Source organism: Paracoccus lutimaris, assembly GCF_003337565.1.
In the GTDB taxonomy this organism is placed as follows: Bacteria; Pseudomonadota; Alphaproteobacteria; order Rhodobacterales; family Rhodobacteraceae; genus Paracoccus; species Paracoccus lutimaris.
The window spans coordinates 78656-100012 of record NZ_QPJL01000004.1 but is presented as its reverse complement, the minus strand read 5'-3'; the positions used below and the strand labels follow the sequence as shown (position 1 = coordinate 100012).

Genomic DNA, 21357 nt, shown 5'->3' with positions numbered 1-21357 from the left:
ACCCCCGAACGGACCACAAAGCCGGGCCTGCGTCCAGCCGCCGCGCTTGCCTTTGGGGCAGGGCCGGGAATATGCAATCTTCAAACCAACAGCAGGAGACCCGCCATGCCGATTCCCGCTCCGGCGCAGGACGCCCTTGCCGCGCTTCTGGGGGCGCGCTTCTCGACCAGCGTGGCCGATCGCGATCTGCACGGCCAGTCCGAGACCTTTCACACCGCCCCGCCGCCCGATGCGGTGGCATGGCCCGTTTCGACCGACGAGGTGTCGAAGACGCTGGCGATCTGTCACGCCCATGGCGTGCCGGTGATCGGCTGGGGCACCGGCACCTCGCTCGAGGGGCACGCGCTGGCCACCCATGGCGGGCTGGTCGTCGATCTGATGAAGATGGACCGCGTGCTTGAGGTCCGGGCCGAGGACATGCAGGCCAGCATCCAGCCCGGCGTCACGCGCGAGGCGCTGAACACCGAACTGCGCGCCACGGGGCTGTTCTTTCCGGTCGATCCGGGCGCCAATGCCAGCCTTGGCGGCATGGCCGCGACGCGCGCCAGCGGCACCACCGCCGTGCGCTACGGCACCATGCGCGACAATGTGCTGGCGCTTGAGGTGGTGCTGGCCGACGGCACCGTGATCCGCACCGGCACGCGGGCGGCGAAATCCAGCGCGGGTTACGACCTGACCGGGCTGTTCGTCGGATCCGAGGGCACGCTGGGCATCATCACCGAACTGACCCTGCGCCTGCATGGCCAGCCCGAAGAGGTGGCCTCGGCCGTTTGCGGGTTCCCGACGCTGGATCAGGCCGTCGAATGCGTGACCGCGACGATCCAGTCGGGCATTCCGATGGCGCGGATCGAATTCGTCGATGGCGAGGCGGCGCGCGCCTTCAACCAATATGCCGGCACCCATCTGCACGAAGGCCCGCATCTGATGGTCGAGTTTCACGGCTCGCCCGCCACGGTCAAGGACGATGCCGAGCGTTTCGGCGAGCTTGCGGCCGATTTCGGCGGCACCGGCTTTGACTGGGCGACCACGCCCGAGGACCGCGCCGCGCTGTGGAGGATGCGCCACGGCGCCTATCGCGCCTGCCTTGCGCTGCGCCCGGGCGCGACGGCGGTGGTGACGGATGTCTGCGTGCCGATGTCGCATCTGCCCGCCGCCGTGGCCGCCGCCGCTGCCGATATCAAGGCCTCCGGTCTGGTCGGCCCGATGGTCGGCCATGTCGGTGACGGCAATTTTCATTCGCAGCTGCTGATCATGCCGGGCAATGCCGAGGAACTCGCTGCCGCCAAGGGCATCGCCACCCGCATGGCCGAGCGCGCGCTGGCCGTCGGCGGCACCATCACCGGCGAGCATGGCGTCGGCGTGGGCAAGCGCCCGCTGATGCGCGCCCAGCACGGCGCGGCGATTGGCGTCATGGCGGCGATCAAGGCGGCTCTGGACCCGACGGGGATCATGAACCCGGGCAAGATGCTGCCCGATATGAACTGAGGGCATGGGCCTGCATCCACAGCGCCGGCATCCGGAAAATATCGCCGCGGCGTTTGTCGTCGCGCCGATGCGCGAACGCGTCTGAGCCGATCCGCGCGTCATGCGCGCGCGCTTCGATGCGACGGTTGAAACCGTGGTGGCGGGCGCAAACGCCTATGTTCCGCGCGTCATGCGCGCGCGCTTCGATGCGACCGGGGGCAGGCAATGACGCGGGTGTCGTTCAGCCGATCGGCGGGATGGCGTAGATCACCCCGTCATATTTCTGCGTCCGGTAGCGGCCGATGATGGTGCCGCCAAGCTTTTCGGCGATGCGGCGGCTGGGGCGGTTCTCGACGGCGACCGGATAGCGGAAATAGGGCGGCGCATAGCGGGCCGTGGCGCGGCGGATCAGCGCCACCACCATGTCATGGCCGTGGCCCTGACCCTGCGCCTCGTCCCGCAGCCAGATGCCGATCTCGGGATGGCCGCTGGGGATGTCATGCAGGCCCAGAAGGCCCAGGAATTCGTCCGTCTCGGGCAGGCGGGCGGTGAAATGCAGGTCGGTTCCCGCCCGCGCCGCCTTGATCCAGCCCTCCCAGACCGGGTGGAATTCATGGATGGTCTGCGGCGGATCCCAGGCCAGATAGCGGGTCAGGCGGTCGGTGATGCAGGCAAAGGCCTCGGGCGCGTCGGCAGGGGTAAAGGGGCGCAAGATGACGCGATGTGTCTGAAGATGCTCCATCAAAATCCTTGCCGATCTGAACTTTGCCGATCCTGACAAATTCGTGATGGTCACGCCAGCGTGACTTTGCACGCGTGCTTTGCGATAAGTTAACAAAGCGCCCGCATAAGGGCGCATGGGCAGAGGGCAGTAATGAGAATTCTGAACAGGTTTCTGATGGTGGTGACGCTGGCCGCGCTGGCGGCCTGCGGCGGCGGTGGTCATCGCGGCGGACCGGCGGTGATGGTCGGGCAGGGCTCGGGGCCGCAATTTGGCGACAGCGCGCCCCATGCTTGGGTCGGCGGGCATCCCTATGACCATCCGGTGCATGGCATCGACATCTCGCGCTATCAGGGCGATATCAACTGGAACCGGGTGCGCAGCTCGGGCGTCAGCTTCGCCTTCATCAAGGCGACCGAGGGGGGCGACCATGCCGACCCGAATTTCCGCCGCTATTGGCACGAGGCGGCGCAGGCCCGCATTCCGCGCGGCGCCTATCACTATTTCTACTTCTGCCGCTCGGGCGCGCAGCAGGCGGCATGGTTCATCGCCAATGTCCCGCGCGAACGCGGCGCGCTGCCGCCGGTGATCGACCTGGAATGGACGGTCTCGAAGACCTGCCCGCGCCGCCCGCCAAGCTGGGAGGTCCTGCGCGAGGCCAAGATCTTCAAGGATATCCTGCACCGCCATTACGGACAGCGCCCGATCATCTATACCACGGTCGATTTCTACCGTGACAATGACCTGCGCCGCTGGCCCGAAGAGTTCTGGCTGCGTTCGGTCGCGGGCCATCCGCGCCATGTCTATCCGGGCCAGCGCTATACCTTCTGGCAATATACCGGCACGGGCCGGGTGCCGGGCATCGGCGGCGACGTCGATCTGAACGTATTCGCCGGTTCGCCGGGCGAGTGGCGGGCATGGCTGAACGGGCGCATGCAGTAAATCGCGGCCTGCTCTGGGCCGAGTTCGCGGCGCTCTATATCGGGGCGCCGCTGGGCATTGCGCTGTTCATGCCCGGCAATCTGCTGTTTCCGGCGCTGGCTGTCTTCAGCCTTGCCGGAATGGCACTGCTGTGGCGGACGGGCGGGTTCGACTGGCGCAGCCTCGTGCGGGGCTGGCGGCAGATCCCGGTCTGGCAGGTCGTGCTGTTCGGGCTGATCGTCGGGCTGGCCGGCTGGGCGATCATCCAGATCACACGGCCCGAATATGTCCGCCCGCTGACGCCGGCGCGGCTGCGTTTTCTGGGGGTGATCTGGCTGCTTTACCCGATCCTGTCGGCGCTGCCGCAAGAGCTGATCTTCCGGCCGCTGTTCTTTCACCGCTTTGGCAGCCTGTTTCCCGACCGCAGCACGGCGGTCGCGGTCAATGCCTTTGTCTTTTCCTTCGCGCATCTGATGTATTGGTCCATCGTGGTCGCCGTCCTGACCCTGATCGGGGGCTGGATATTTGCCCGCGCCTATCTGATCCGGGGGTTCCCCTCGGCGTGGATCCTGCACGGGATCGCGGGGAACATGCTGTTCAGCGTCGGCATGGGGGCCTATTTCTGGTCGGGCGCGGTGGTGCGCCCCTTCTAGATCGCTTGACTTCCCCGGCGTGGCGCGTTTGATGCGTCCGCTGATAGCAAGGGGAAAAGTGATGAGCGCCTATCGCAGCCATACCTGCGGCGAGTTGACCGCCGCCAGCGCCGGAACCGAGGTCCGTCTGTCGGGCTGGGTCCACCGCGTCCGCGACCATGGCGGGGTGCTGTTCATCGACCTGCGCGACCATTACGGCATCACTCAGGTCATCGCCGACAGTGACAGCCCGGCCTTTGCCGCGCTGGAAAAGCTGCGCGCCGAAACCGTGATCCGCATCGATGGCCGCGTCAAGCTGCGCGATGCGTCGCTGATCAACCCCAAGCTGCCCACCGGCGAGATCGAGGTCTATGCCACCGATACTGAGGTGCTTGGCCCCTCGGACGATCTGCCGCTGCCGGTCTTTGGCGATCAGGACTATCCCGAGGAAACCCGTCTGGCCTACCGCTTCCTCGATCTGCGCCGCGACAGCCTGCACAACAACATCATGCTGCGCTCCAAGGTCGTGCGTTCGATCCGCAACCGTATGTGGGATCAGGGTTTTACCGAATTCCAGACCCCGATCATCACCGCATCCAGCCCCGAAGGGGCGCGCGACTTTCTGGTCCCCTCGCGCCTGCATCCGGGCAAGTTCTATGCGCTGCCGCAGGCGCCGCAGCAGTTCAAGCAGCTGATCATGGTGGCGGGCTTTGACAAGTATTTCCAGATCGCGCCCTGTTTCCGCGACGAGGATCCCCGCGCCGACCGCAGCCCGACCGATTTCTATCAGCTTGACCTTGAGATGTCCTTTGTCGAGCAGGAGGATGTCTTCAACACCGTCCAGCCGGTCATTCAGGGCCTGTTCGAGGAATTCGGCAATGGCCGCCCGGTCGATGCGGACTGGCCGCGCATCCCCTATGCGGAATCGATGCTGAAATATGGCAGCGACAAGCCCGATCTGCGCAACCCGATCGAGATGCAGGTCGTCAGCGAGCATTTCCGCGGCTCGGGCTTTGGCATCTTTGCCAAACTGCTGGAACAAGAGGGCACCGAGGTTCGCGCCATCCCCGCGCCGACCGGCGGCTCTCGCAAGTTCGCCGACCGCATGAACGCATTCGCCCAGCAACAGGGCCTACCCGGCATGGGCTATATCTTCTGGCGCGAGGCTGGACACAAGCTATCGGCTGAAGAGGCCACTGCGAGAGCAGCTGAGATCGCCGATCTTGAGCCCTCACACTATCGCAATCTTGCTTGGCAAATTTGGTTTCAGGATTCCCCAGAGGAAGGATATTGGAGTGACGTCCTGGAAGGGCTCAGCCAAGCCGTCGAAGAAGGAAATGAAGAGCTTGAGAGGCTTTGTCGAGGTATGCTCGGATCGGGAATAGAGCCTGCTGGCCCGATCGCAAAAGCGCTGGGGCCGCTGGCAACGGAGAAACTCCGCATCCAGCTTGGTCTGGGTGAGGGCGATGCGGTCTTCTTCCTTGGCGGCAAGCCCGAAAGCTTCGAGGCCGTCGCCGGCCGCGCCCGCAACGAGATCGGCCGCGAACTGGGTCTGACCGACGAGAACCAGTTCAAATTCGCCTGGATCGTCGATTTCCCGATGTATGAGAAATCCGACGAGGGCAAGATCGACTTTTCGCACAACCCCTTCAGCATGCCGCAGGGGGGCCTGGATGCGCTGTCGGGCGATCCGCTGGCGGTCAAGGGCTATCAGTATGATCTGGCCTGCAACGGCTATGAGCTGATCTCGGGCGCGATCCGCAACCATCGCCCCGACATCATGTTCAAGGCCTTCGAGCTGGCCGGTTACGGCCATGACGAGGTCGAAAAGCGTTTTGGCGGCATGGTCAAGGCGTTCCGCTATGGCGCGCCGCCCCACGGTGGCTGTGCGGCGGGGATCGACCGCATCGTCATGCTGCTGGCGGATGAGCAGAACATCCGCGAGGTCATCATGTTCCCGATGAACCAGCGCGCCGAGGACCTGATGATGGGCGCGCCCTCCGAGCCGACGAACGAGCAGCTGCGCGATCTGCGCCTGCGGGTTCTGCCGAAAGAGTAAGGCTGCCGCCCTCGGCGGGGCCTTGCCGTTTCGCGGCATTTGAAGAAAGCGTGATCTGACGCGGCACGCGGATCGTGGCATAAGGTCGCCCGGGGCGCATGGCGCCCCGCCGTGAAAGGTGCCCGCATGTCCTTTGGTTTTCCCGAGCTTGCCGCGATCAGGCTGGGCTATGGCCTGTCGCCCCTGATGCCGCCCCCCGCCGATGTCGGGGCGGTGCTGGCCAGTGTCGACACCGCCGGTCCCGGGCCCGAGGCCGTCAGCACCGACGACGCCAGGGAGATGTCGCTGCGCCTGCGCGAGATGGGCGAGGCCAGCAAGACCGCAGGCGAGGCCGCCGCCGAGGAATACCGCGCCTTTGGCCGCATGCTCAGCCGGATGATGCTGACCGACCTGCAGCGCCGCATCGCGCGCGCGGTGGACGATCCGGTGGGATTTGGCGAAAGGCTGGTGCAGTTCTGGTCCGATCACTTCACCACCCGCCCCCTTGGCGCGGCGGTGCAGCCGCTGGGGCTGGCCTTTGTCGACGAGGCGATCCGCCCGCATGTGAATGGCCGTTTCGAGGACATGTTCTTCGCCGCCGACACCCATCCGATGATGCTGGTCTATCTGAACCAGAATGAAAGCCGCGGGCCGAATTCGACCTTTGCGAAAAAGCGCAAGGCCAAGGGCTTCGGCCTGAACGAGAACCTCGCCCGCGAGGCGCTGGAACTGCATTCGATGGGCGTCGGCGCCCCCTATGCCCAGAAGGACGTGCGCGAACTGGCCGAGCTGCTGACCGGCCTGACCTATAGCCGCGAGCAGGGCTTTGCCTATCGCCCGCAGATGGCCGAGCCGGGGGCCGAGACGGTGCTGGGCAAAAGCTATGGCGGGGGCAAGCGCGACGGGCTGGAGGCGATCCGCGCGGCGCTGACCGATATCGCGCGCCGGCCCGAGACCGCGCAATATGTCGCGCGCAAGCTGGCGGTGCATTTCGTCTCGGACGATCCACCCGAGGATCTGGTGCAGGCGATGACGGCGGTCTGGCGCGACTCGCAGGGCGATCTGCCGCAGGTCTATCGGGTGCTGGTCACCCATCCGGCGCTGGCCGACACGCTGCGCCAGAAGGTGCGCCAGCCCTATGACCTGCTGGTCGCCGGGTTCCGCGCGCTTGGCGTCTCCGGGGCACAGATCGCGGGGCTGGAGCATCCGCTGAACGCGCGCATGACCTTTGACCCGATGAACGGCATGGGCCAGCCCTGGGGGCGACAAGCCGGTCCCGACGGTTGGCCCGAAGAGGCCGAGGCCTGGATCGCGCCACAACAGCTGGCGGCGCGCATCAACTGGTCGCTGAGCATGCCGCGCCGGATGCTTGAACAGTTGCCGGACCCGCGCGAGTTGATGCAGGCAAGCCTGGGCGGCACGCAATCGGCGGCACTGGCCTGGGCCGTGCCCAAGGCCGAAAGCGCCGCCGAAGGCGTGGCGCTGATCCTGGCCTCCAGCGATTTCAACCGCCGATAGGAGAGGGCCGATGCCGAACCTGAACCTGAACCGCCGGTTCTTCCTGAAAAGTGCCGCGCTGATCGGTTGCTCGGCGGCGGCGCATCCGCTGATGAGCTCGATGACCTTCGCGGCGCTGCCCGGTGACAACCGGCTGGTCGTCATCATCTTGCGCGGGGCGATGGACGGGCTCGACGCCATCCAGCCCTATGGCGACCCGATGCTGCGCAAGCTGCGCAGCAAGCTGTCGCTTGGTCCGCAAAATGGCGCCGCCGATCTGGACGGCTTCTACGCGCTGCATCCGCAGCTGCTGCCGCTGCTGCCGCTGTGGCAAAAGGGCGAGCTGGCCTTTGCCCATGCGGTCTCGACCCCTTACCGCGACAAGCGCAGCCATTTCGACGGTCAGGACCTGCTGGAGGCGGGGACCGGCGATGACCTGCCCGTGGACCGGCGCATCGGCGGCTGGCTGAACCGGCTCTTGCAGGCCATTCCCGGCAGTACCGCCGAAACCGCCTATTCCGTGGGCGTCGAGCAGATGAAGATCCTTTCGGGGGCGGCGGCACATCTGAGCTGGGCCCCCTCGGCCTCGCTGCGCATGTCGCCGCAGGCGCAATTGCTGCTTGAGCATGTCTATCACGACGATCCGCTGTTTCGCGACGCGGCGCGTGATGCGGCGCAGATCGGGGCGGAAACCCCGATGATGGACAAGACACAGGGTCCGGCTGCGGATGCGCGGGCGCTGGGGGCCTTTGCCGCCAGCCGGCTGAACGATCAAAGCCGGATTGCCGCCTTCTCGATCGCCGGCTGGGACACCCATGCCAGTCAGGAGGCGGTGCTGGGCCGGGCGCTGGACCGGTTGGCGGCGGCGATCCTTGCGCTTCGTGACGGCTTGGGTCCGAACTGGGAACGCACGACCGTGATGGCGATGACCGAATTCGGCCGGACCGTGCGCGAGAACGGCTCGGCCGGAACCGACCATGGCACCGGCGGCGCGCTGTTGATGGCGGGCGGGGCGATTCGCGGCGGACGGGCCTATGGCGACTGGCCGGGGCTGGGCGAGGGGCAGCTATACGCCGGCCGCGACCTGATGCCCACGCGCGATGTGCGCGCCTATGCGGCCTGGGCGATGCGGGGGCTGTTCGGAACCGGGCGCGACGTGCTGGAGCAGACGATCTTTCCGGGGCTTGACCTTGGCGACGATCCGGGAATCCTTGCCTGACAAGGCAGGGGGAATGTCGATGTCCAAGCGTCCTGTCGGCCCGGTCGTGGCCGATTTCACCGCACCGTCCGCACCCGGCCCCGGCCGGATCGAGGGCCGCTTTGTCACGCTTGAGCGGCTGGACCCCGCCCGCCATGTCGAGGATCTCTTTGCGGCGAACCGTGATCAGGACTGGGTCTGGGATTATATGCCCTACGGCCCCTTCGCCGATCTGGCCGTCTATCGCGACTGGCAGGCGGCGATGGCGGCCAAGGCCGATCCGTTCTTCTATGCGCTGCGCGACAAGGCCAGCGGCCGGATCGGCGGCCTTGCCTCCTATCTGCGCATCGATCCGGCCAATGGCGTCATCGAGATCGGCCATATCGAGATCGCGCCCGTCCTGCAGCAGACCCCCGCCGCGACCGAAGCCATTTCGCTGATGATCCGCTGGGCCTTCGATGCCGGCTATCGCCGCGTCGAGTGGAAATGCAATGCGCTGAATGAGCCCTCGTGCCGGGCGGCGCTGCGCTATGGCTTTGTCTTCGAAGGCATTTTCCGCCAGCATATGATCGTCAAGGGCCGGAACCGCGACTCGGCATGGTATGCAATCCTTGACCGCGACTGGCCGGATCTGGCCCGCGCCCATGCGGCCTGGCTGTCGCCCGACAATTTCGATGCCGAGGGGCGCCAGCGCAAAAGTCTTTCAGAGCTGACCGCGCCCGCCTGACCCTCAGCCGCTTTCGCAGCATGGCGGACCCGGAACCGAGGCGGTTCCGGCTGTCCCTGACCGGCGCGTCAGGCATCTTTGACCGGATTGGCGATCAGATGCGGCATGCGGTCAGGCAGAAGGGGACCGGGCCGCGATATCCCGGCGGAATCGGGCGCCAACAGACCGCCTTTCACGCGCGGCGGCAGGAAGCCCCGCTGTTTTCGATCCTGAAGCGGGACGCCGCGGAATGCGGAAACCCTCGGGCGAAGCCCCGCTCTAGTCGAGGACCTCATCCACCTGCCGGATGATCGACAGGACCTTGCCGCTTTCCGGGTCGAACCGGATCAGCCGGTTGTCGACAATGCCGTAGGCACTGCCAACGGGGGGCTCGCTCATCCCGTAAAGGCCGGGACGGCTGACACGGTGCAATTTGCCCGGCGCCACCGCGGCGCCGACGCTGACGCCCTCACCCGGGGCGGCCTGTTTCGCCCGCGCGGAGGCGTCGGCGGATGTATTCGGATCCTGCTGGGCGATCGCCACCGAAGCAAGGGCGGCGGCGATCCACAGGGCAAGAACCAGGGATAAACGCTTCTGGAACATGGCGTTAAGCTTGGCACAAACTCATTGATTCCAAGTTAAACGCCGCAAGTCGCGGATTGGCTCCCTCACAAAGGCGAGAAATCAGCTTTCGCGGTGACGCTGCGTAAATCTGGGCAGCATGGCCGAGAAGTCGCGGCCCCTACCGTCCTCATCCTCGACAAAGCGGGCGTAAAGCGCGGCGGCAAGCTGGCCCATCGGCGTGTCGGCATCGGCCGATTCGGCGGCCTGCTGGCTAAGGCGCAGGTCCTTGAGCATCAGCTCGGACGCAAAACCGGGCTTGTAATCGTTATCGGCGGGGGATTTCGGTCCCACCCCCGGCGCCGGACAATAGGCGTTCATCGACCAGCTATAGCCCGAGCTGGTCGAGACCACGTCGAACATCTTCTGGCGGTCCAGCCCCAGCTTGTCGGCCAGCGCGAAGGCCTCGCAGGTGGCGATCATGGTCACGCCCAGGATCATGTTGTTGCAGATCTTGGCGGCCTGACCCGCGCCCGCCGCGCCGCAATGCACGGCCTTCTGGCCCATGATCTCGAAGAGCGGCAGGACCTTGGCGAAACCCGCATCGGTGCCGCCGATCATGAAGGTCAGCGTGCCCGCCGCCGCCCCGCCGATCCCGCCCGAAACCGGCGCGTCCAGCGCCCCCAGCCCCGCGGCGGCGGCCTGATCCGCGACCGCGCGGGCGCTGTCCACATCGACGGTCGAGCAGTCGCAGAGCACCGCACCGGCGGCTATGGCCGGGATCACCTCGGCCGCGACGCTGCGCAGGATGGCGCCATTGGGCAGCATGGTGATGACGACATCGGCGCCCTGTGCCGTCTCAGTCGCGCTGGCGGCCTTGGTCACGCCCTCGGGCATGGGGGCGGTCAGATCGAAGCCCGCGACCTCGTGCCCGGCCTTCGCCAGATTGGCGGCCATCGGCCCGCCCATATTCCCAAGCCCGATGAAACCGATCTTCATTATTCGTCCTCCCAGGTGATTTCGTCCTTGCCCAGCGATGCCAGCATCCATGCCACATGGGCGGGGCTGGCATCGGCGCGCCATTGCGGATTGCGGTCCTTGTCGATGATCTGGGCGCGCACGCCCTCAAGGAAATCGCCAAATTCGGTGGTACGCGCGGTAAAGCGCATCTCGCGCGCCAGACTGTCACGGATGCTGACGTCGCCCCGCGCCGCGCGCACCAGCTCCAGCGTCGCGGCCATCGACAGGGGCGAGGCGCGGCGCAAGGGTTTCAGCGCCGCCTCGTCGCCCGCCGCCTCAAGGGCCGCGATGATCTCGGCCACGGTCGCGCCGGAAAAAGCCGAGAGATCCATGGCGGCAAGGGGCGCGCCGGGATGGGGCTGGCCGTTGATCCGGGCGACATCTCCGGTCTCGGCCAGCAGGCCGATCAGCGCCGGCCATTCGGATTCGGGGATATAGCTGTCGGCAAAGCCGGCCCAGATCGCGTCGCCCGGCCCCATGCGTGCGCCAGTCAGACCCAGATATTCGCCCGCGCGGCCCGGGGCATGGGCGAGGATCCAGCTGCCGCCCACGTCGGGGATCATGCCGATGCCGGTCTCGGGCATGGCGATCTGGGTGGTCGCGCCGACGATGCGGTGGCTGGCATTGCCGCCGACGCCGACGCCGCCGCCCATGACGAAACCCTGCATGAAGGCGGTGATGGGTTTAGGATATTCGGCGATACGGGCATTCATGCGGTATTCGTCGCGAAAGAACACCCGCCCGACCTGATGGTCGCCCGCCCGCGCGGCATGATAGAGCGCCGCGATATCGCCCCCGGCGCAAAAGGCGCGCTCTCCCTCGGCGTCGATGATGACCAGCGCCACCTCGGGATCGTCCTGCCAGGCTTTCAGCGCGGCGTTGATGGCCAGCGCCATGTCGTGGTTCAGCGCGTTCAGTGCCTGCGGACGCGAAAAGGTGATGCGTCCGGCGCGGCGGTCCTTGCGGATCAGGATATCGGCCATCAGTTCCTCTCAGCCAGCAGGGCGCGGCTGACGATCAGCCGCATGATTTCATTGGTGCCTTCAAGGATCTGATGCACGCGCAGGTCGCGCACGATCTTTTCGATCCCGTAATCGGCCAGATAGCCATATCCGCCATGCAGTTGCAGGCATTGATTGGCGACGTCAAAGGCGCGGTCGGTGACATGCAGCTTGGCCATGGCGCAGAATTTGGCGGCGTCGCGGTCGCCCCGGTCCAGCTTCCACGCAGCCTGCTGCAGGAAGATGCGCGAGGATTGCAGCGCGGTCTCCATCTCGGCCAGGCGGAACTGCAGCGACTGAAACTGGTCCAGCGTCTGACCAAAGGCGCGGCGCTCGCCCATATAGCGCAGGGTCGCGTCCAGCGCCGCCTGCGCGCCACCAAGCGCGCCGGCCGAGATGTTCAGCCGACCGCCGTCAAGCCCGGCCATGGCGTAGGTAAAGCCCCGGCCTTCCTCTCCGATCAGGTTCTCGGCCGGGATCACGCAATCGTCGAATTGCACCTGCGCGGTAGGTTGCGCTTTCCAGCCCATCTTGTGCTCCAGCGCGCCAAAGCTGAGGCCGGGCGTTCCTGCCTCGACCACCACGGTCGAGATACCCTTGGGACCGCCCTCGCCGGTGCGGACCATGACCAGATAGGCGTCCGAATAGCTGCCGCCCGAGATGAAGGCCTTGGTGCCGTTCAGCTTCCAGCCGCCATCGACGCGTTCGGCGCGGGTGCGCAATGCGGCGGCGTCCGAGCCCGATCCTGGCTCGGTCAGGCAATAGGAGAACACCTTTTCCATGCTGCACAGATCGGGCAGCCAGCGGGCCTTGTTGGCGTCCGTGCCGAACTTGTCGATCATGCCGCCGCACATATTGTGGATCGACAGGAACGACCCGACCGAGGGGCAGGCCATGGCCAGCCCCTCGAAGATCAGGGTGGCGTCCAGACGCGAGAGGCCGGTGCCGCCAAAATCCTCGGCGACATAGACGCCGCCTAAGCCAAGTTCTGCGCAGCGGCGCCACAGATCGCGCGGGATGGTCCCGGCCTCTTCCCAGGCGCGGGCATGGGGGGCGATATATTCGGCCCCGAAATCGCGGGCCATGTCGAAAATGGCCTGTTGTTCCTCGCTGAGAGCGAAATCCATGATCTTCCCTTCATGTCTTTCGTGCGGGTTCTGACGGGGAAATGTTGCGCAAGTTTTGCACGAGCCCCGCGGCAAACGAAAAGGGCGGGGTTTTGCCCCGCCCGGATCGATCAGTCCAGCGCCTTGAAGTTCAGCGCGACACCGTCCTTGATGCCCGAGAACCAGCGGGCGGTGACGGTCTTGGTCTTGGTATAGAAACGGAAGGCGTCGGGGCCGTACTGGTTCAGGTCGCCAAAGGCCGATTTCTTCCAGCCGCCAAAGGAATAGTAGCTCAGCGGCACCGGGATCGGGAAGTTGATGCCGACCATGCCCACATTCACCCGGCTGGCGAAGTCGCGCGCCGTGTCGCCATCGGCGGTATAGATCGCCGTGCCGTTGCCATAGTCATTGTCCATGACAAGGTTCAGCGCGTCCTCATAGTTTTGGGCGCGCACGGTGGTCAGGACCGGGCCAAAGATCTCTTCCTTGTAGATGTCCATGTCGCGGGTGACGTTGTCAAACAGCGACGGGCCGCAGAAAAAGCCGTTCTCATAGCCCTGGATCTTCAGCCCGCGGCCATCGACGACCAGTTTCGCGCCCTGATCCACGCCCGAGGCGATCAGGCGGTTGATGCGGTCCTGCGAGGCCTTGGTGATGACCGGGCCGAAATCGACATCATTGCCGGCGGTATAGGGGCCGACCTTCAGCTTTTCGATGCGCGGCACCAGCCGCTCGATCAGCGCGTCGGCGGTCTTTTCGCCCACCGGAACCGCGACCGAGATCGCCATGCAGCGTTCGCCCGCCGCACCGTAGCCTGCGCCGATCAGCGCATCCGCCGCCTTGTCCAGATCGGCATCGGGCATGATCAGCATGTGGTTCTTGGCGCCGCCGAAGCACTGCGCTCGCTTGCCGTTCGAGGCGGCGCGGCCATAGATATATTGCGCAATCGGGGTCGAACCGACAAAGCCCACCGCCTGAATGACCGGATGGTCCAGGATCGCATCGACGATTTCCTTGTCGCCATTGACGACCTGCAGCACGCCGTCCGGCAGGCCGGCTTCCTGCGCCAGTTTCGCCAGCGCGATCGAGGTCGAGGGCACGCGCTCGGAGGGTTTCAGGATCATGGCGTTGCCGGCGGCCAGTGCCGGACCCATTTTCCACAAGGGGATCATGGCCGGGAAGTTGAAGGGCGTGATGCCCGCAACCACGCCCAGGGGCTGGCGCATGGCATAAAGGTCGATGCCCGGGCCGGCATTGTCGGTATATTCGCCCTTGAGCATGGCGGGGGCGCCCATGCAGACCTCGATCACTTCAAGGCCGCGCTGCACGTCGCCACGCGCGTCGGGCAGGGTCTTGCCATGTTCGGCGCTGACCAGTTCGGCCAGCATGTCCATGTTCTGGTTGATGAGATCGCCGAACTTCATCATCACGCGCGCGCGACGCTGCGGATTGGTGGCGGCCCATGCGACCTGCGCCTTGGCGGCACTGGCGATGGCGGCGTCCAGTTCGGCCGGGGTGGCCAGCGGCACGCGCGCCTGCACCTCGCCCGTCGCCGGGTTCATCACGTCCGAGAACCGGCCCGAGGTGCCTTTGACCTCTTTGCCGTCGATCCAGTGGCTGAGTTCTTTCATCGCGTCCTCCTGAGGTGGAATATTCATGTTGGAGACGACCATAGCACTTGCAGCATTGCCGGCAAAAGAGGAAGTCTGGCAAAAGGGTTTTGCATTTTTGCAAAGGGTATGACGAGGGGGCGGGTCATGGACTGGGACGATATGCGCATTTTTCTGGCCGTCGCGCGCGCCGACAGCCTGTCGGCGGCGGGGCGGCGGCTGGGGATCGACGCCTCGACCGTGGGCCGGCGGGTGGCGCGGCTGGAGCAGGCCTTGGGAACGGCGCTATTCGTGAAGACCCCGCAGGGCTATGCGCTGGCGCAGGGGGGCGAGCGGCTGATGCCCCATGCCGAGGCGGCCGAGACGGCGCTTGCGGGGGCCGAGGATGCGCTCTCTGGCCCGGGCGATCTTGGCGGGCAGTTGCGCATCGGCGCGCCGGATGGCTGCGCCAATTATCTGCTGCCACAGGTCGCTGCCCGCCTTTGCGAGGCGCATCGGGGGCTGGAAATCCAGATCGTCGCGCTCCCCCGGGTCTTCAACCTGTCCAAGCGCGAGGCGGATATGGCCATCGCCGTGTCGCAGCCGCAGGCCGGGCGGCTGGTGGTGCAGCGCCTGACCGATTACAGCCTGCATCTGGCCGCGCATGAGGATTACCTGCGCGCCCATCCCCCGATCCGCGAGCGCGAGGACCTGCGCGGCCATCGCATGATCGGCTATATCCCCGACCTGATCTTCGACCGCGAGCTGGACTATCTGGCCGAAACCGGAATGGAACTGGCACAGCTGACCTCGAATTCCGTCTCGGTGCAGATGCAGGCGGTGCGGGCGGGGGCGGGGCTGGGGATCGTCCATGATTTCGCCATTCCCTTTTGCCCGGGCGTGCGGCGGCTGCTGACCGAGCAGATCTCGCTCAGCCGCAGCTTTTGGCTGATCCGCCATGCCGATGACCGCCGGTCGCAGCGCATGAACCGGCTTGCGGATGCCCTGGCGCAGGGCATCCGCGCCGAGGTCGCGCGCTTGCAGACACAGGTCGCGCCCTGAAACACGGATGGACAACAGCCCACTTGACGCAAGCGCGGGTTGCGGTGACGCTGGGCCGAAACGCGCCCCGATCCGAGCCCGATCCGAGGAGGAATGCCATGCTCGTCAACCAGATCCTGTCGATGAAGCCCAGCGGCGATATCATCACCATCGCGCCCGCGGCCAGCGTGGCCGATGCGGCCAAGCTGCTTTCGGAAAAGCGCATCGGTGCGATCGTGGTCTCCGATGACGGTAAGGTGCCGCTGGGCATCCTGTCGGAACGCGACATCGTGCGCGAACTGGGCAGGCGCGGCGCCGATGTGCTGACACTGCCGGTCAGCGAGCTGATGACCAAGAAGCTGGTGACCTGCGCCACCGGCGAGGACGCGCTGGAGATCCTTGAGCGCATGACCGCCGGCCGCTTCCGCCACCTGCCGGTGGTGAATGACGCGGGCGCGATGATCGGCCTGGTCTCGATCGGGGATGCGGTCTCGGCGCGGCTGAAGGAGCTCGCCGCCGAGAAAGAGGCGCTGACCGGGATGATCATGGGCAATTGACGCGGCGGCAGGATGGGCAGCGGGATGGCTGCATCCCCTTGCATCTGCATCTGAAAACCTGTTCGTTGCCACCCTGCTCTCAAGGAGGATCCCCATATGCGGATCGGGCTATATCCGGGGACGTTTGACCCGATTACGCTGGGTCACGTCGATATCATCACCCGCGCCATGGCGCTGGTGGACCGGCTGGTGATCGGCGTGGCGATCAACCGCGACAAAGGGCCGCTGTTCAGCCTTGAGGAACGCGTGGCCATGGTCCGTGCCGAATGCGACGCCATCACCGCCCGTACCGGTGGCGAAATCCATGTCCATCCGTTCGAGAACCTGCTGATCGACTGCGCCCGCGATGTCGGCGCCGGGGTGATTGTGCGCGGGCTGCGGGCTGTGGCGGATTTCGAATATGAATTCCAGATGGTTGGCATGAACCGGGCGCTGGATTCCAGCATCGAGACAGTCTTTCTGATGGCCGATGCGCGCCGGCAGGCCATTGCATCGAAACTGGTCAAGGAAATCGCCCGGCTGGGGGGCGATGTGTCGAAATTCGTCACGCCCGCCGTCAACTCCGCCTTGGGCGCGCGGTTCGACGGTTAGCCGGGCCGCTCTTTGGCCGAGAAAGGGGAGGGGGCGGATATCCGGCCCCGAATAGAGACTTTTCCTTTGGCGCGGTCCTGCTAACCTTCCCTTGCAACCGGAGGAGCAGATGTCCGCAACCCAGTCCGACCCCAAGCCCATGCCGATCCCCGATCCCGAGCGCCCGCCGCTGCCCGATCCGGCGCCCGATCGCGGCCCCGATGAGATTCCCATTCCCGATATCGTCGGCATGGACGCGATCCCGGCGGCCTTGCGCGCTGGCTGGCGCGATTTCCGCCGCGCCCCGGCCTTTGGCCTGTTCTTTGCCGCGTTCTATGTTGCGGGCGGGCTGGTCCTGGCCGCCGTCGCCACCGCCGCGGGGCAGGAATGGTGGCTGATGCCCTTTGTCGTCGGCTTTCCGCTGATCGCCCCCTTTGCCGCCGTCGGCCTTTATGAGGTCAGCCGCCGGATCGAGGCGGACGAGGCTCTTGACTGGCGGCAGGTGCTGGGGGTCGTGGTGGCGCAAAAAGACCGGCAGGTGCCCTCGATGGCGATGGTCGTGCTGCTGATGTTCATGTTCTGGGTCTTTGTCGCCCATACCACATTCGCGCTGTTCATGGGGGTGTCGTCGCTGACCAATGTCAGCAGCTCGCCCGAGATCCTGTTTCAGGGGCGCGGGCTGCTGATGCTGCTGGTCGGCACCGTGATCGGGGCCGGATTTGCGGCGGTGCTGTTCTCGATCACCGTGGTCGGGCTGCCGCTGATTCTGGACCGCGAGGTGGACCTGATCTCGGCCATCATCGCCAGCGTTCAGGCGGTTGCGGCCAATCCGGTCGTGATGCTGGTCTGGGCCGCGATCATTGCCGGGATGCTGTTCATCGGCATCATGCCGATGTTTCTGGGCCTGTTCATCGTGCTGCCGGTGCTGGGGCACGCCAGCTGGCACATGTATCGCCAGCTGATGCCCGACGACAACCTGCCGCAATAGGCGCAAAAGCAAAGGGCGGCCCAAGGGCCGCCCGATCTGCAAGACTGTCCGTCGCCGCGATCATTCGTCGGCGGCGTTGCCGCGATTGACCGGCGGCGCCAGCTTCGGGGTCACGCCATTGGCCAGCGGATCTTCCTGACGCTGGACCGAGCCCTCGAAATGGGCGCCGGATTCGATGGCGATGGTCTTGTGGATGATGTCGCCCTCGACGCGGGCGGTGGCCGACAGGCGCACTTTCAGGCCGCGCACGCGGCCGATGACGCGGCCATTGACCACGATTTCCTCGGCGACGATCTCGCCGCGGATGGTGGCGCTTTCACCGACGACCAGCTGATGGGCGCGGATATCGCCCTCGATGGTGCCCTCGACCTGAATGTCGCCCTGGGTCTGGATATTGCCCTTGACCGTCAGATCCGAGGACAGGACCGAGGGGCCGCTGGTGCGCGGGCGCGACGGCGCGGCCGAGGCAGGGACGTCGTAATTCGAGTCAAGACTGCGCGGCGCTTCGGCCTGTTCGGGCGTCTGGTTGCGGGGGCCGGGTTCGGTGACGCGGGTCTTAGAAAACATTTTGGGCTGCCTTGATGAAGCTCATGGGGTTCACGGCGCGACCGTTCACGCGGACCTCATAGTGAAGATGCGATCCGGTCGAGCGACCGGTATTGCCCATATCACCGATCCGGCTGCCGCGCGATACCTTTTGGCCGACTTTCACGCGAATCTTGGAAAGGTGACCGTAGCGGGTCTCGGTGCCCAGCTCGTGTTCGATCTTGATCAGGTTGCCATAGCCGCTTTGCCAGCCGGCAAAGGTGATCACGCCGTCGCCGGTCGCAAAGATCGGCGTGCCGACCGGGCCGGCCATGTCGATGCCTTCATGCGCGCGGCCCCAGCGGCGGCCGAAGGGCGAGGTATAGCGAAAGGCCGATTTGACCGGCATCGCCAAGGGCATCTTGGACACCGCGATGCGGTAGCTGTTCATCTGATCCAGCGTGATCAGGATTTCCTTGGCCTTGGCCTCGCGCTCGGAAATCTCGGCATCGCCGCTTGAGGAATAGCCGATGGGGTTCAGCGGGCCGCCTTGGCCGGAATAGCCCCGGCGCACGGTGCGCAGGACTTCATCCGGGTTCATGCCGACGCTGCGGAACATGTCGTCCAGAGGCTCGACCGAGACGCTGATCGCGTCCTCGACCTGCGACAGGATCTCGTCATTGCGGGCGACGATCTGGTCGCGCTCCAGCGTGACGGCCTCGGCCAGACGTTTCGCATCCTCGGCGTCCTGCACCGCCTGGCTGCGCTGGCTGGAAGCCTGTTTCAGCTCGCTCGACAGGATGTCCAGCGCGGCCTGCAATTCGGCGGTGCGGGCGGGGGCGATGGCCTCGTCGGCGTGACCGCCTGCCTTGGCCTCGGCCTGATGATGGGCCTCGACGGCCTCTTGCAGGCTGGTCTGCACCACGCCGATGCCGGTTTCCAGCTCGCGCCGGCGGGCCTCGGAGTCCAACAGTTGCGACTGCATGCGCGACACCTGGTCCAGCGCCACGGCAAAGCGGTTTTGCGCGGCGACGGCTTCGGCGGCGCGGCTGTCGCGCTCGACCGACAGGTCGGTCAGCCGGGCCTCCAGCGCGCCTTGCGAGCGCCGGGCCTCGTCGCGCAGGGAGCCAGCGCTGATCGCGTCGATCACCAGGATCGAGCTGGCGATGATCGACCAGCCGAAGACCAGGGCGATACCGCCCAGAGCGATCAGCTGGGTGACCGGACGCAGCCGCAGGAAGCGGGTGGAGCGATCCGATTTCAGGAAGAGGCGCTGTTCTGGCAGCCAGCGCTCAAGCACCGAATTCAGGCTATGGGTGATGCGCAATGTCCCGGGTTCCATGTTGTTTGTGCCGGACCGGTCGAGCATGGACGGTCTGGATCGAGGATGGATAAATCCGAGCTGTGCTCAAAGCGCAACAATCCCGCAGGCCCCGTCCGGGTTTTGGGCGGAATGATGCCGACAGGAAACATCGAAACGGGTGGATTATTGCCGGTGATCATCTGGGGGTTGAATTTTGCTGCAAGTACGAAATTCGCGGAATTCATCGCAATGGGATGAATTGTAATAGAAATGTAGCATATAAAACTTTAGTCTGGGTCGGTTTCGGTTGTGGCGCTGCAAAGCGACGGATCGCCCCCGGAGATGCCGCCCGGCTGGGCAAAACCGCGTCGGGACAGGGAATCGCCGGGTGATTCCGGACGATTCCCCGCCCTGTTTTCGCAGCGTCACCGGAACCATATTCGCCGGCTCGCGTTTGCGGCGCCCTCAGGTGATCTCATAGGGCAGGGGGCCGGGACGGTCCTGCGGGATGCGGATATGGCGATCCATCGGCGGCACCGAACGCTGGTGGCAATTCGGGCGCGGGCAAATCCGGCAGGACACGCCGATCGGCTCGAAGAGCTGCGGGTTTCCGACATCCAGCCCGTCGGCATAGACCATTTCCCGCGCATGGCTGATCTCGCAGCCAAGGCCGATGGCAAAGCGGCGCACCGGCGCGCCAAAGGCGCCGCCGGGTTTCGAGACGTCCCGCGCCAGCAGCAGATAGCGCTTGCCGTCCGGGGTCTCGGCGAGTTGGCGCAGAAAGCGGCCCGGCGTTTCAAAGGCCTGATGCACGTTCCACAGCGGACAGGCACCACCAAAGCGCGCGAATTGCATCCGCGTCGCGGAATGGCGCTTGGTGATGGTGCCGGCCTGATCGACGCGGACGAAAAAGAACGGCACGCCCCGGTTGCCGCCGCGCTGCATGGTTGAAAGCCTGTGCGCCACCTGCTCCAGCGAGGCATGGAACAGATGCGCGAGCCGTTCGAGGTCGTGACGCTGGGCCCGCGCCGCCTCGAGAAAGCGGGCGTAAGGCATCATCGCGGCCCCGGCGAAGTAATTGGCCAGCCCCAGCCGGGCGATATTGCGGGCCGAGGGGCTGCGGAACCGCGCCAGTTCCAGCGTCGCCTCCAGCAGGTCGCCGCGGGTTTCCAGCGCCAGCAGGTGCAAAAGCTGGAATGCCTGCGTGGCGGGCTCGGCGGTGGCATTCAGGGTGATGCGCTTGCCGTCGCGCAGATAGACCGGGCCGCTGCCCAGTTCGGCCATGGCGACGTCGATGCCGCGATCCGACAGCGCATTGATGGCGCCTTGCAGGGGCGGCATGTCGGGGCGCTGGCGGGCGAAATGCTCGGCGGCGCGGTCGACGGCGTCGATATAGTTGTCGCAATAGTGGAAAAAGTCCCGCACTTCCTCCCATGGCGATGAGGTGGCGTTCTGGGCGCCGGCGCCAAGCGCCTCGTCCATGGCGGCAAGGCGTTCCTGTCCCTCGCGATGGGCGCGGTAAAGGTCAAGGAAGGCGCGCGCGAATGCGGGGGCGTTGGTTGCGGCCAGCCGCAGATCGGCGCGGGGCGGCGGGCTGTCGAACAAGGGATCGGCCAGCGCCTCGGCCATGTCCAGAACCATGCGGTCGGCGTCGCCCACCGCCATCGCCCCCAGATCGACCGAGAATTCCGATGCCAGCCGCAACAGCACGCCCGCCGAGACCGGGCGGTGATTGTTCTCCATCTGCGACAGATAGGGCAGCGACACGCCCAGCCGGTCGGCGAATGCGCGCTGGGTCAGGCCGGCGCGGCCCCGGGTTTCGCGCAACGAGGCGCCTGCATAGATCTTTTGGGTGGCCATCGCGATACCTGCCTTTGCAAAGGCAGGAATACGCTTTGCAAAGCCGTGCCCGCAAGAGG

At 65.9% G+C, this 21357-nt stretch carries 21 protein-coding genes; 12 read left to right on the top strand and 9 right to left on the bottom strand.

Annotation, left to right across the window (positions count from 1 at the left end; translation table 11 throughout):
• Window positions 1–105 precede the first annotated feature (105 nt).
• Window positions 106–1485, top strand: a complete 1380-nt coding sequence (locus DFP89_RS05580; protein ID WP_114348426.1) for an FAD-binding oxidoreductase — start codon at window positions 106–108, stop codon at window positions 1483–1485.
• Window positions 1486–1705: 220 nt separating this feature from the next.
• On the opposite strand, the gene DFP89_RS05575 is transcribed toward DFP89_RS05580, so the two are convergent.
• A complete protein-coding gene (locus tag DFP89_RS05575; RefSeq protein ID WP_114348425.1) occupies window positions 1706–2206 on the bottom strand; it encodes a GNAT family N-acetyltransferase in 501 nt (166 codons plus the stop codon).
• 132 nt (window positions 2207–2338) lie between these two features.
• On the opposite strand from DFP89_RS05575, the gene DFP89_RS05570 reads away from it, so the two are divergent.
• The 6 genes from DFP89_RS05570 (at window position 2339) to DFP89_RS05545 (ending at window position 9198) form a co-directional block, all read left to right on the top strand.
• Window positions 2339–3127, top strand: coding sequence for a glycoside hydrolase family 25 protein (locus DFP89_RS05570; protein ID WP_114348424.1), 789 nt, complete (start codon window positions 2339–2341; stop codon window positions 3125–3127).
• Entirely contained in the window at window positions 3103–3759 is a 657-nt protein-coding gene (locus DFP89_RS05565; RefSeq protein ID WP_114348423.1) for a CPBP family glutamic-type intramembrane protease, read from the top strand. Before DFP89_RS05570 ends, DFP89_RS05565 begins: the two co-directional genes overlap by 25 nt.
• A gap of 61 nt (window positions 3760–3820) precedes the next feature.
• On the top strand, window positions 3821–5797 hold the full coding sequence (gene aspS / locus DFP89_RS05560) for an aspartate--tRNA ligase (protein WP_114348422.1): 1977 nt from the start codon (window positions 3821–3823) through the stop codon (window positions 5795–5797).
• Window positions 5798–5923: 126 nt separating this feature from the next.
• Window positions 5924–7294: a DUF1800 domain-containing protein gene (locus DFP89_RS05555; protein ID WP_114348421.1), complete on the top strand. Its 1371-nt coding sequence runs from the start codon at window positions 5924–5926 to the stop codon at window positions 7292–7294.
• Window positions 7295–7304: 10 nt separating this feature from the next.
• Complete coding sequence (locus DFP89_RS05550; protein WP_114348420.1) at window positions 7305–8492, top strand: DUF1501 domain-containing protein; 1188 nt, start codon at window positions 7305–7307, stop codon at window positions 8490–8492.
• A gap of 19 nt (window positions 8493–8511) precedes the next feature.
• Entirely contained in the window at window positions 8512–9198 is a 687-nt protein-coding gene (locus tag DFP89_RS05545) for a GNAT family N-acetyltransferase (RefSeq protein ID WP_114348532.1), read from the top strand.
• 258 nt (window positions 9199–9456) lie between these two features.
• Here the strand turns inward: DFP89_RS05545 and DFP89_RS05540 are convergent, their stop codons facing one another.
• The 5 genes from DFP89_RS05540 to DFP89_RS05520 all read right to left on the bottom strand — a co-directional run bounded on the left by DFP89_RS05540 (window position 9457) and on the right by DFP89_RS05520 (window position 14496).
• A complete protein-coding gene (locus tag DFP89_RS05540; protein WP_114348419.1) occupies window positions 9457–9780 on the bottom strand; it encodes a hypothetical protein in 324 nt (107 codons plus the stop codon).
• 81 nt (window positions 9781–9861) lie between these two features.
• A complete protein-coding gene (gene mmsB, locus DFP89_RS05535; protein WP_114348418.1) occupies window positions 9862–10737 on the bottom strand; it encodes a 3-hydroxyisobutyrate dehydrogenase in 876 nt (291 codons plus the stop codon).
• A complete protein-coding gene (locus DFP89_RS05530; RefSeq protein WP_114348417.1) occupies window positions 10737–11741 on the bottom strand; it encodes an enoyl-CoA hydratase/isomerase family protein in 1005 nt (334 codons plus the stop codon). The genes mmsB and DFP89_RS05530 overlap by 1 nt, the downstream gene beginning before the upstream one ends.
• Window positions 11741–12886: an acyl-CoA dehydrogenase family protein gene (locus DFP89_RS05525; RefSeq protein ID WP_114348416.1), complete on the bottom strand. Its 1146-nt coding sequence runs from the start codon at window positions 12884–12886 to the stop codon at window positions 11741–11743. Before DFP89_RS05525 ends, DFP89_RS05530 begins: the two co-directional genes overlap by 1 nt.
• 110 nt (window positions 12887–12996) lie before the next feature.
• Complete coding sequence (locus tag DFP89_RS05520) at window positions 12997–14496, bottom strand: CoA-acylating methylmalonate-semialdehyde dehydrogenase (RefSeq protein WP_114348415.1); 1500 nt, start codon at window positions 14494–14496, stop codon at window positions 12997–12999.
• A 126-nt stretch (window positions 14497–14622) separates the two neighbouring features.
• On the opposite strand from DFP89_RS05520, the gene DFP89_RS05515 reads away from it, so the two are divergent.
• From DFP89_RS05515 to DFP89_RS05500, 4 genes are all read left to right on the top strand, one after another.
• Entirely contained in the window at window positions 14623–15516 is an 894-nt protein-coding gene (locus DFP89_RS05515) for a LysR family transcriptional regulator (protein ID WP_114348414.1), read from the top strand.
• A gap of 98 nt (window positions 15517–15614) precedes the next feature.
• Window positions 15615–16052, top strand: coding sequence for a CBS domain-containing protein (locus tag DFP89_RS05510; RefSeq protein WP_114348413.1), 438 nt, complete (start codon window positions 15615–15617; stop codon window positions 16050–16052).
• A 96-nt stretch (window positions 16053–16148) separates the two neighbouring features.
• On the top strand, window positions 16149–16643 hold the full coding sequence (coaD, locus tag DFP89_RS05505) for a pantetheine-phosphate adenylyltransferase (protein ID WP_114348412.1): 495 nt from the start codon (window positions 16149–16151) through the stop codon (window positions 16641–16643).
• Window positions 16644–16752: 109 nt separating this feature from the next.
• A complete protein-coding gene (locus DFP89_RS05500; protein WP_114348411.1) occupies window positions 16753–17610 on the top strand; it encodes a DUF2189 domain-containing protein in 858 nt (285 codons plus the stop codon).
• Between the two features lie 60 nt (window positions 17611–17670).
• On the opposite strand, the gene DFP89_RS05495 is transcribed toward DFP89_RS05500, so the two are convergent.
• Both DFP89_RS05495 and DFP89_RS05490 read right to left on the bottom strand, forming a co-directional pair.
• Window positions 17671–18177, bottom strand: a complete 507-nt coding sequence (locus DFP89_RS05495; protein ID WP_114348410.1) for a bactofilin family protein — start codon at window positions 18175–18177, stop codon at window positions 17671–17673.
• Window positions 18167–19477 carry a M23 family metallopeptidase gene (locus DFP89_RS05490; RefSeq protein WP_245948607.1) on the bottom strand — a complete coding sequence of 437 codons (1311 nt, stop codon included), beginning with the start codon at window positions 19475–19477 and terminating at the stop codon, window positions 18167–18169. The genes DFP89_RS05495 and DFP89_RS05490 overlap by 11 nt, the downstream gene beginning before the upstream one ends.
• Window positions 19478–19522: 45 nt before the next feature.
• On the opposite strand from DFP89_RS05490, the gene DFP89_RS20285 reads away from it, so the two are divergent.
• Complete coding sequence (locus tag DFP89_RS20285; protein WP_181870260.1) at window positions 19523–19696, top strand: hypothetical protein; 174 nt, start codon at window positions 19523–19525, stop codon at window positions 19694–19696.
• Between the two features lie 207 nt (window positions 19697–19903).
• Here DFP89_RS20285 and DFP89_RS05485 read toward each other — a convergent pair whose 3' ends face one another.
• Entirely contained in the window at window positions 19904–21298 is a 1395-nt protein-coding gene (locus tag DFP89_RS05485; protein WP_114348409.1) for a helix-turn-helix domain-containing protein, read from the bottom strand.
• Window positions 21299–21357 lie beyond the last annotated feature (59 nt).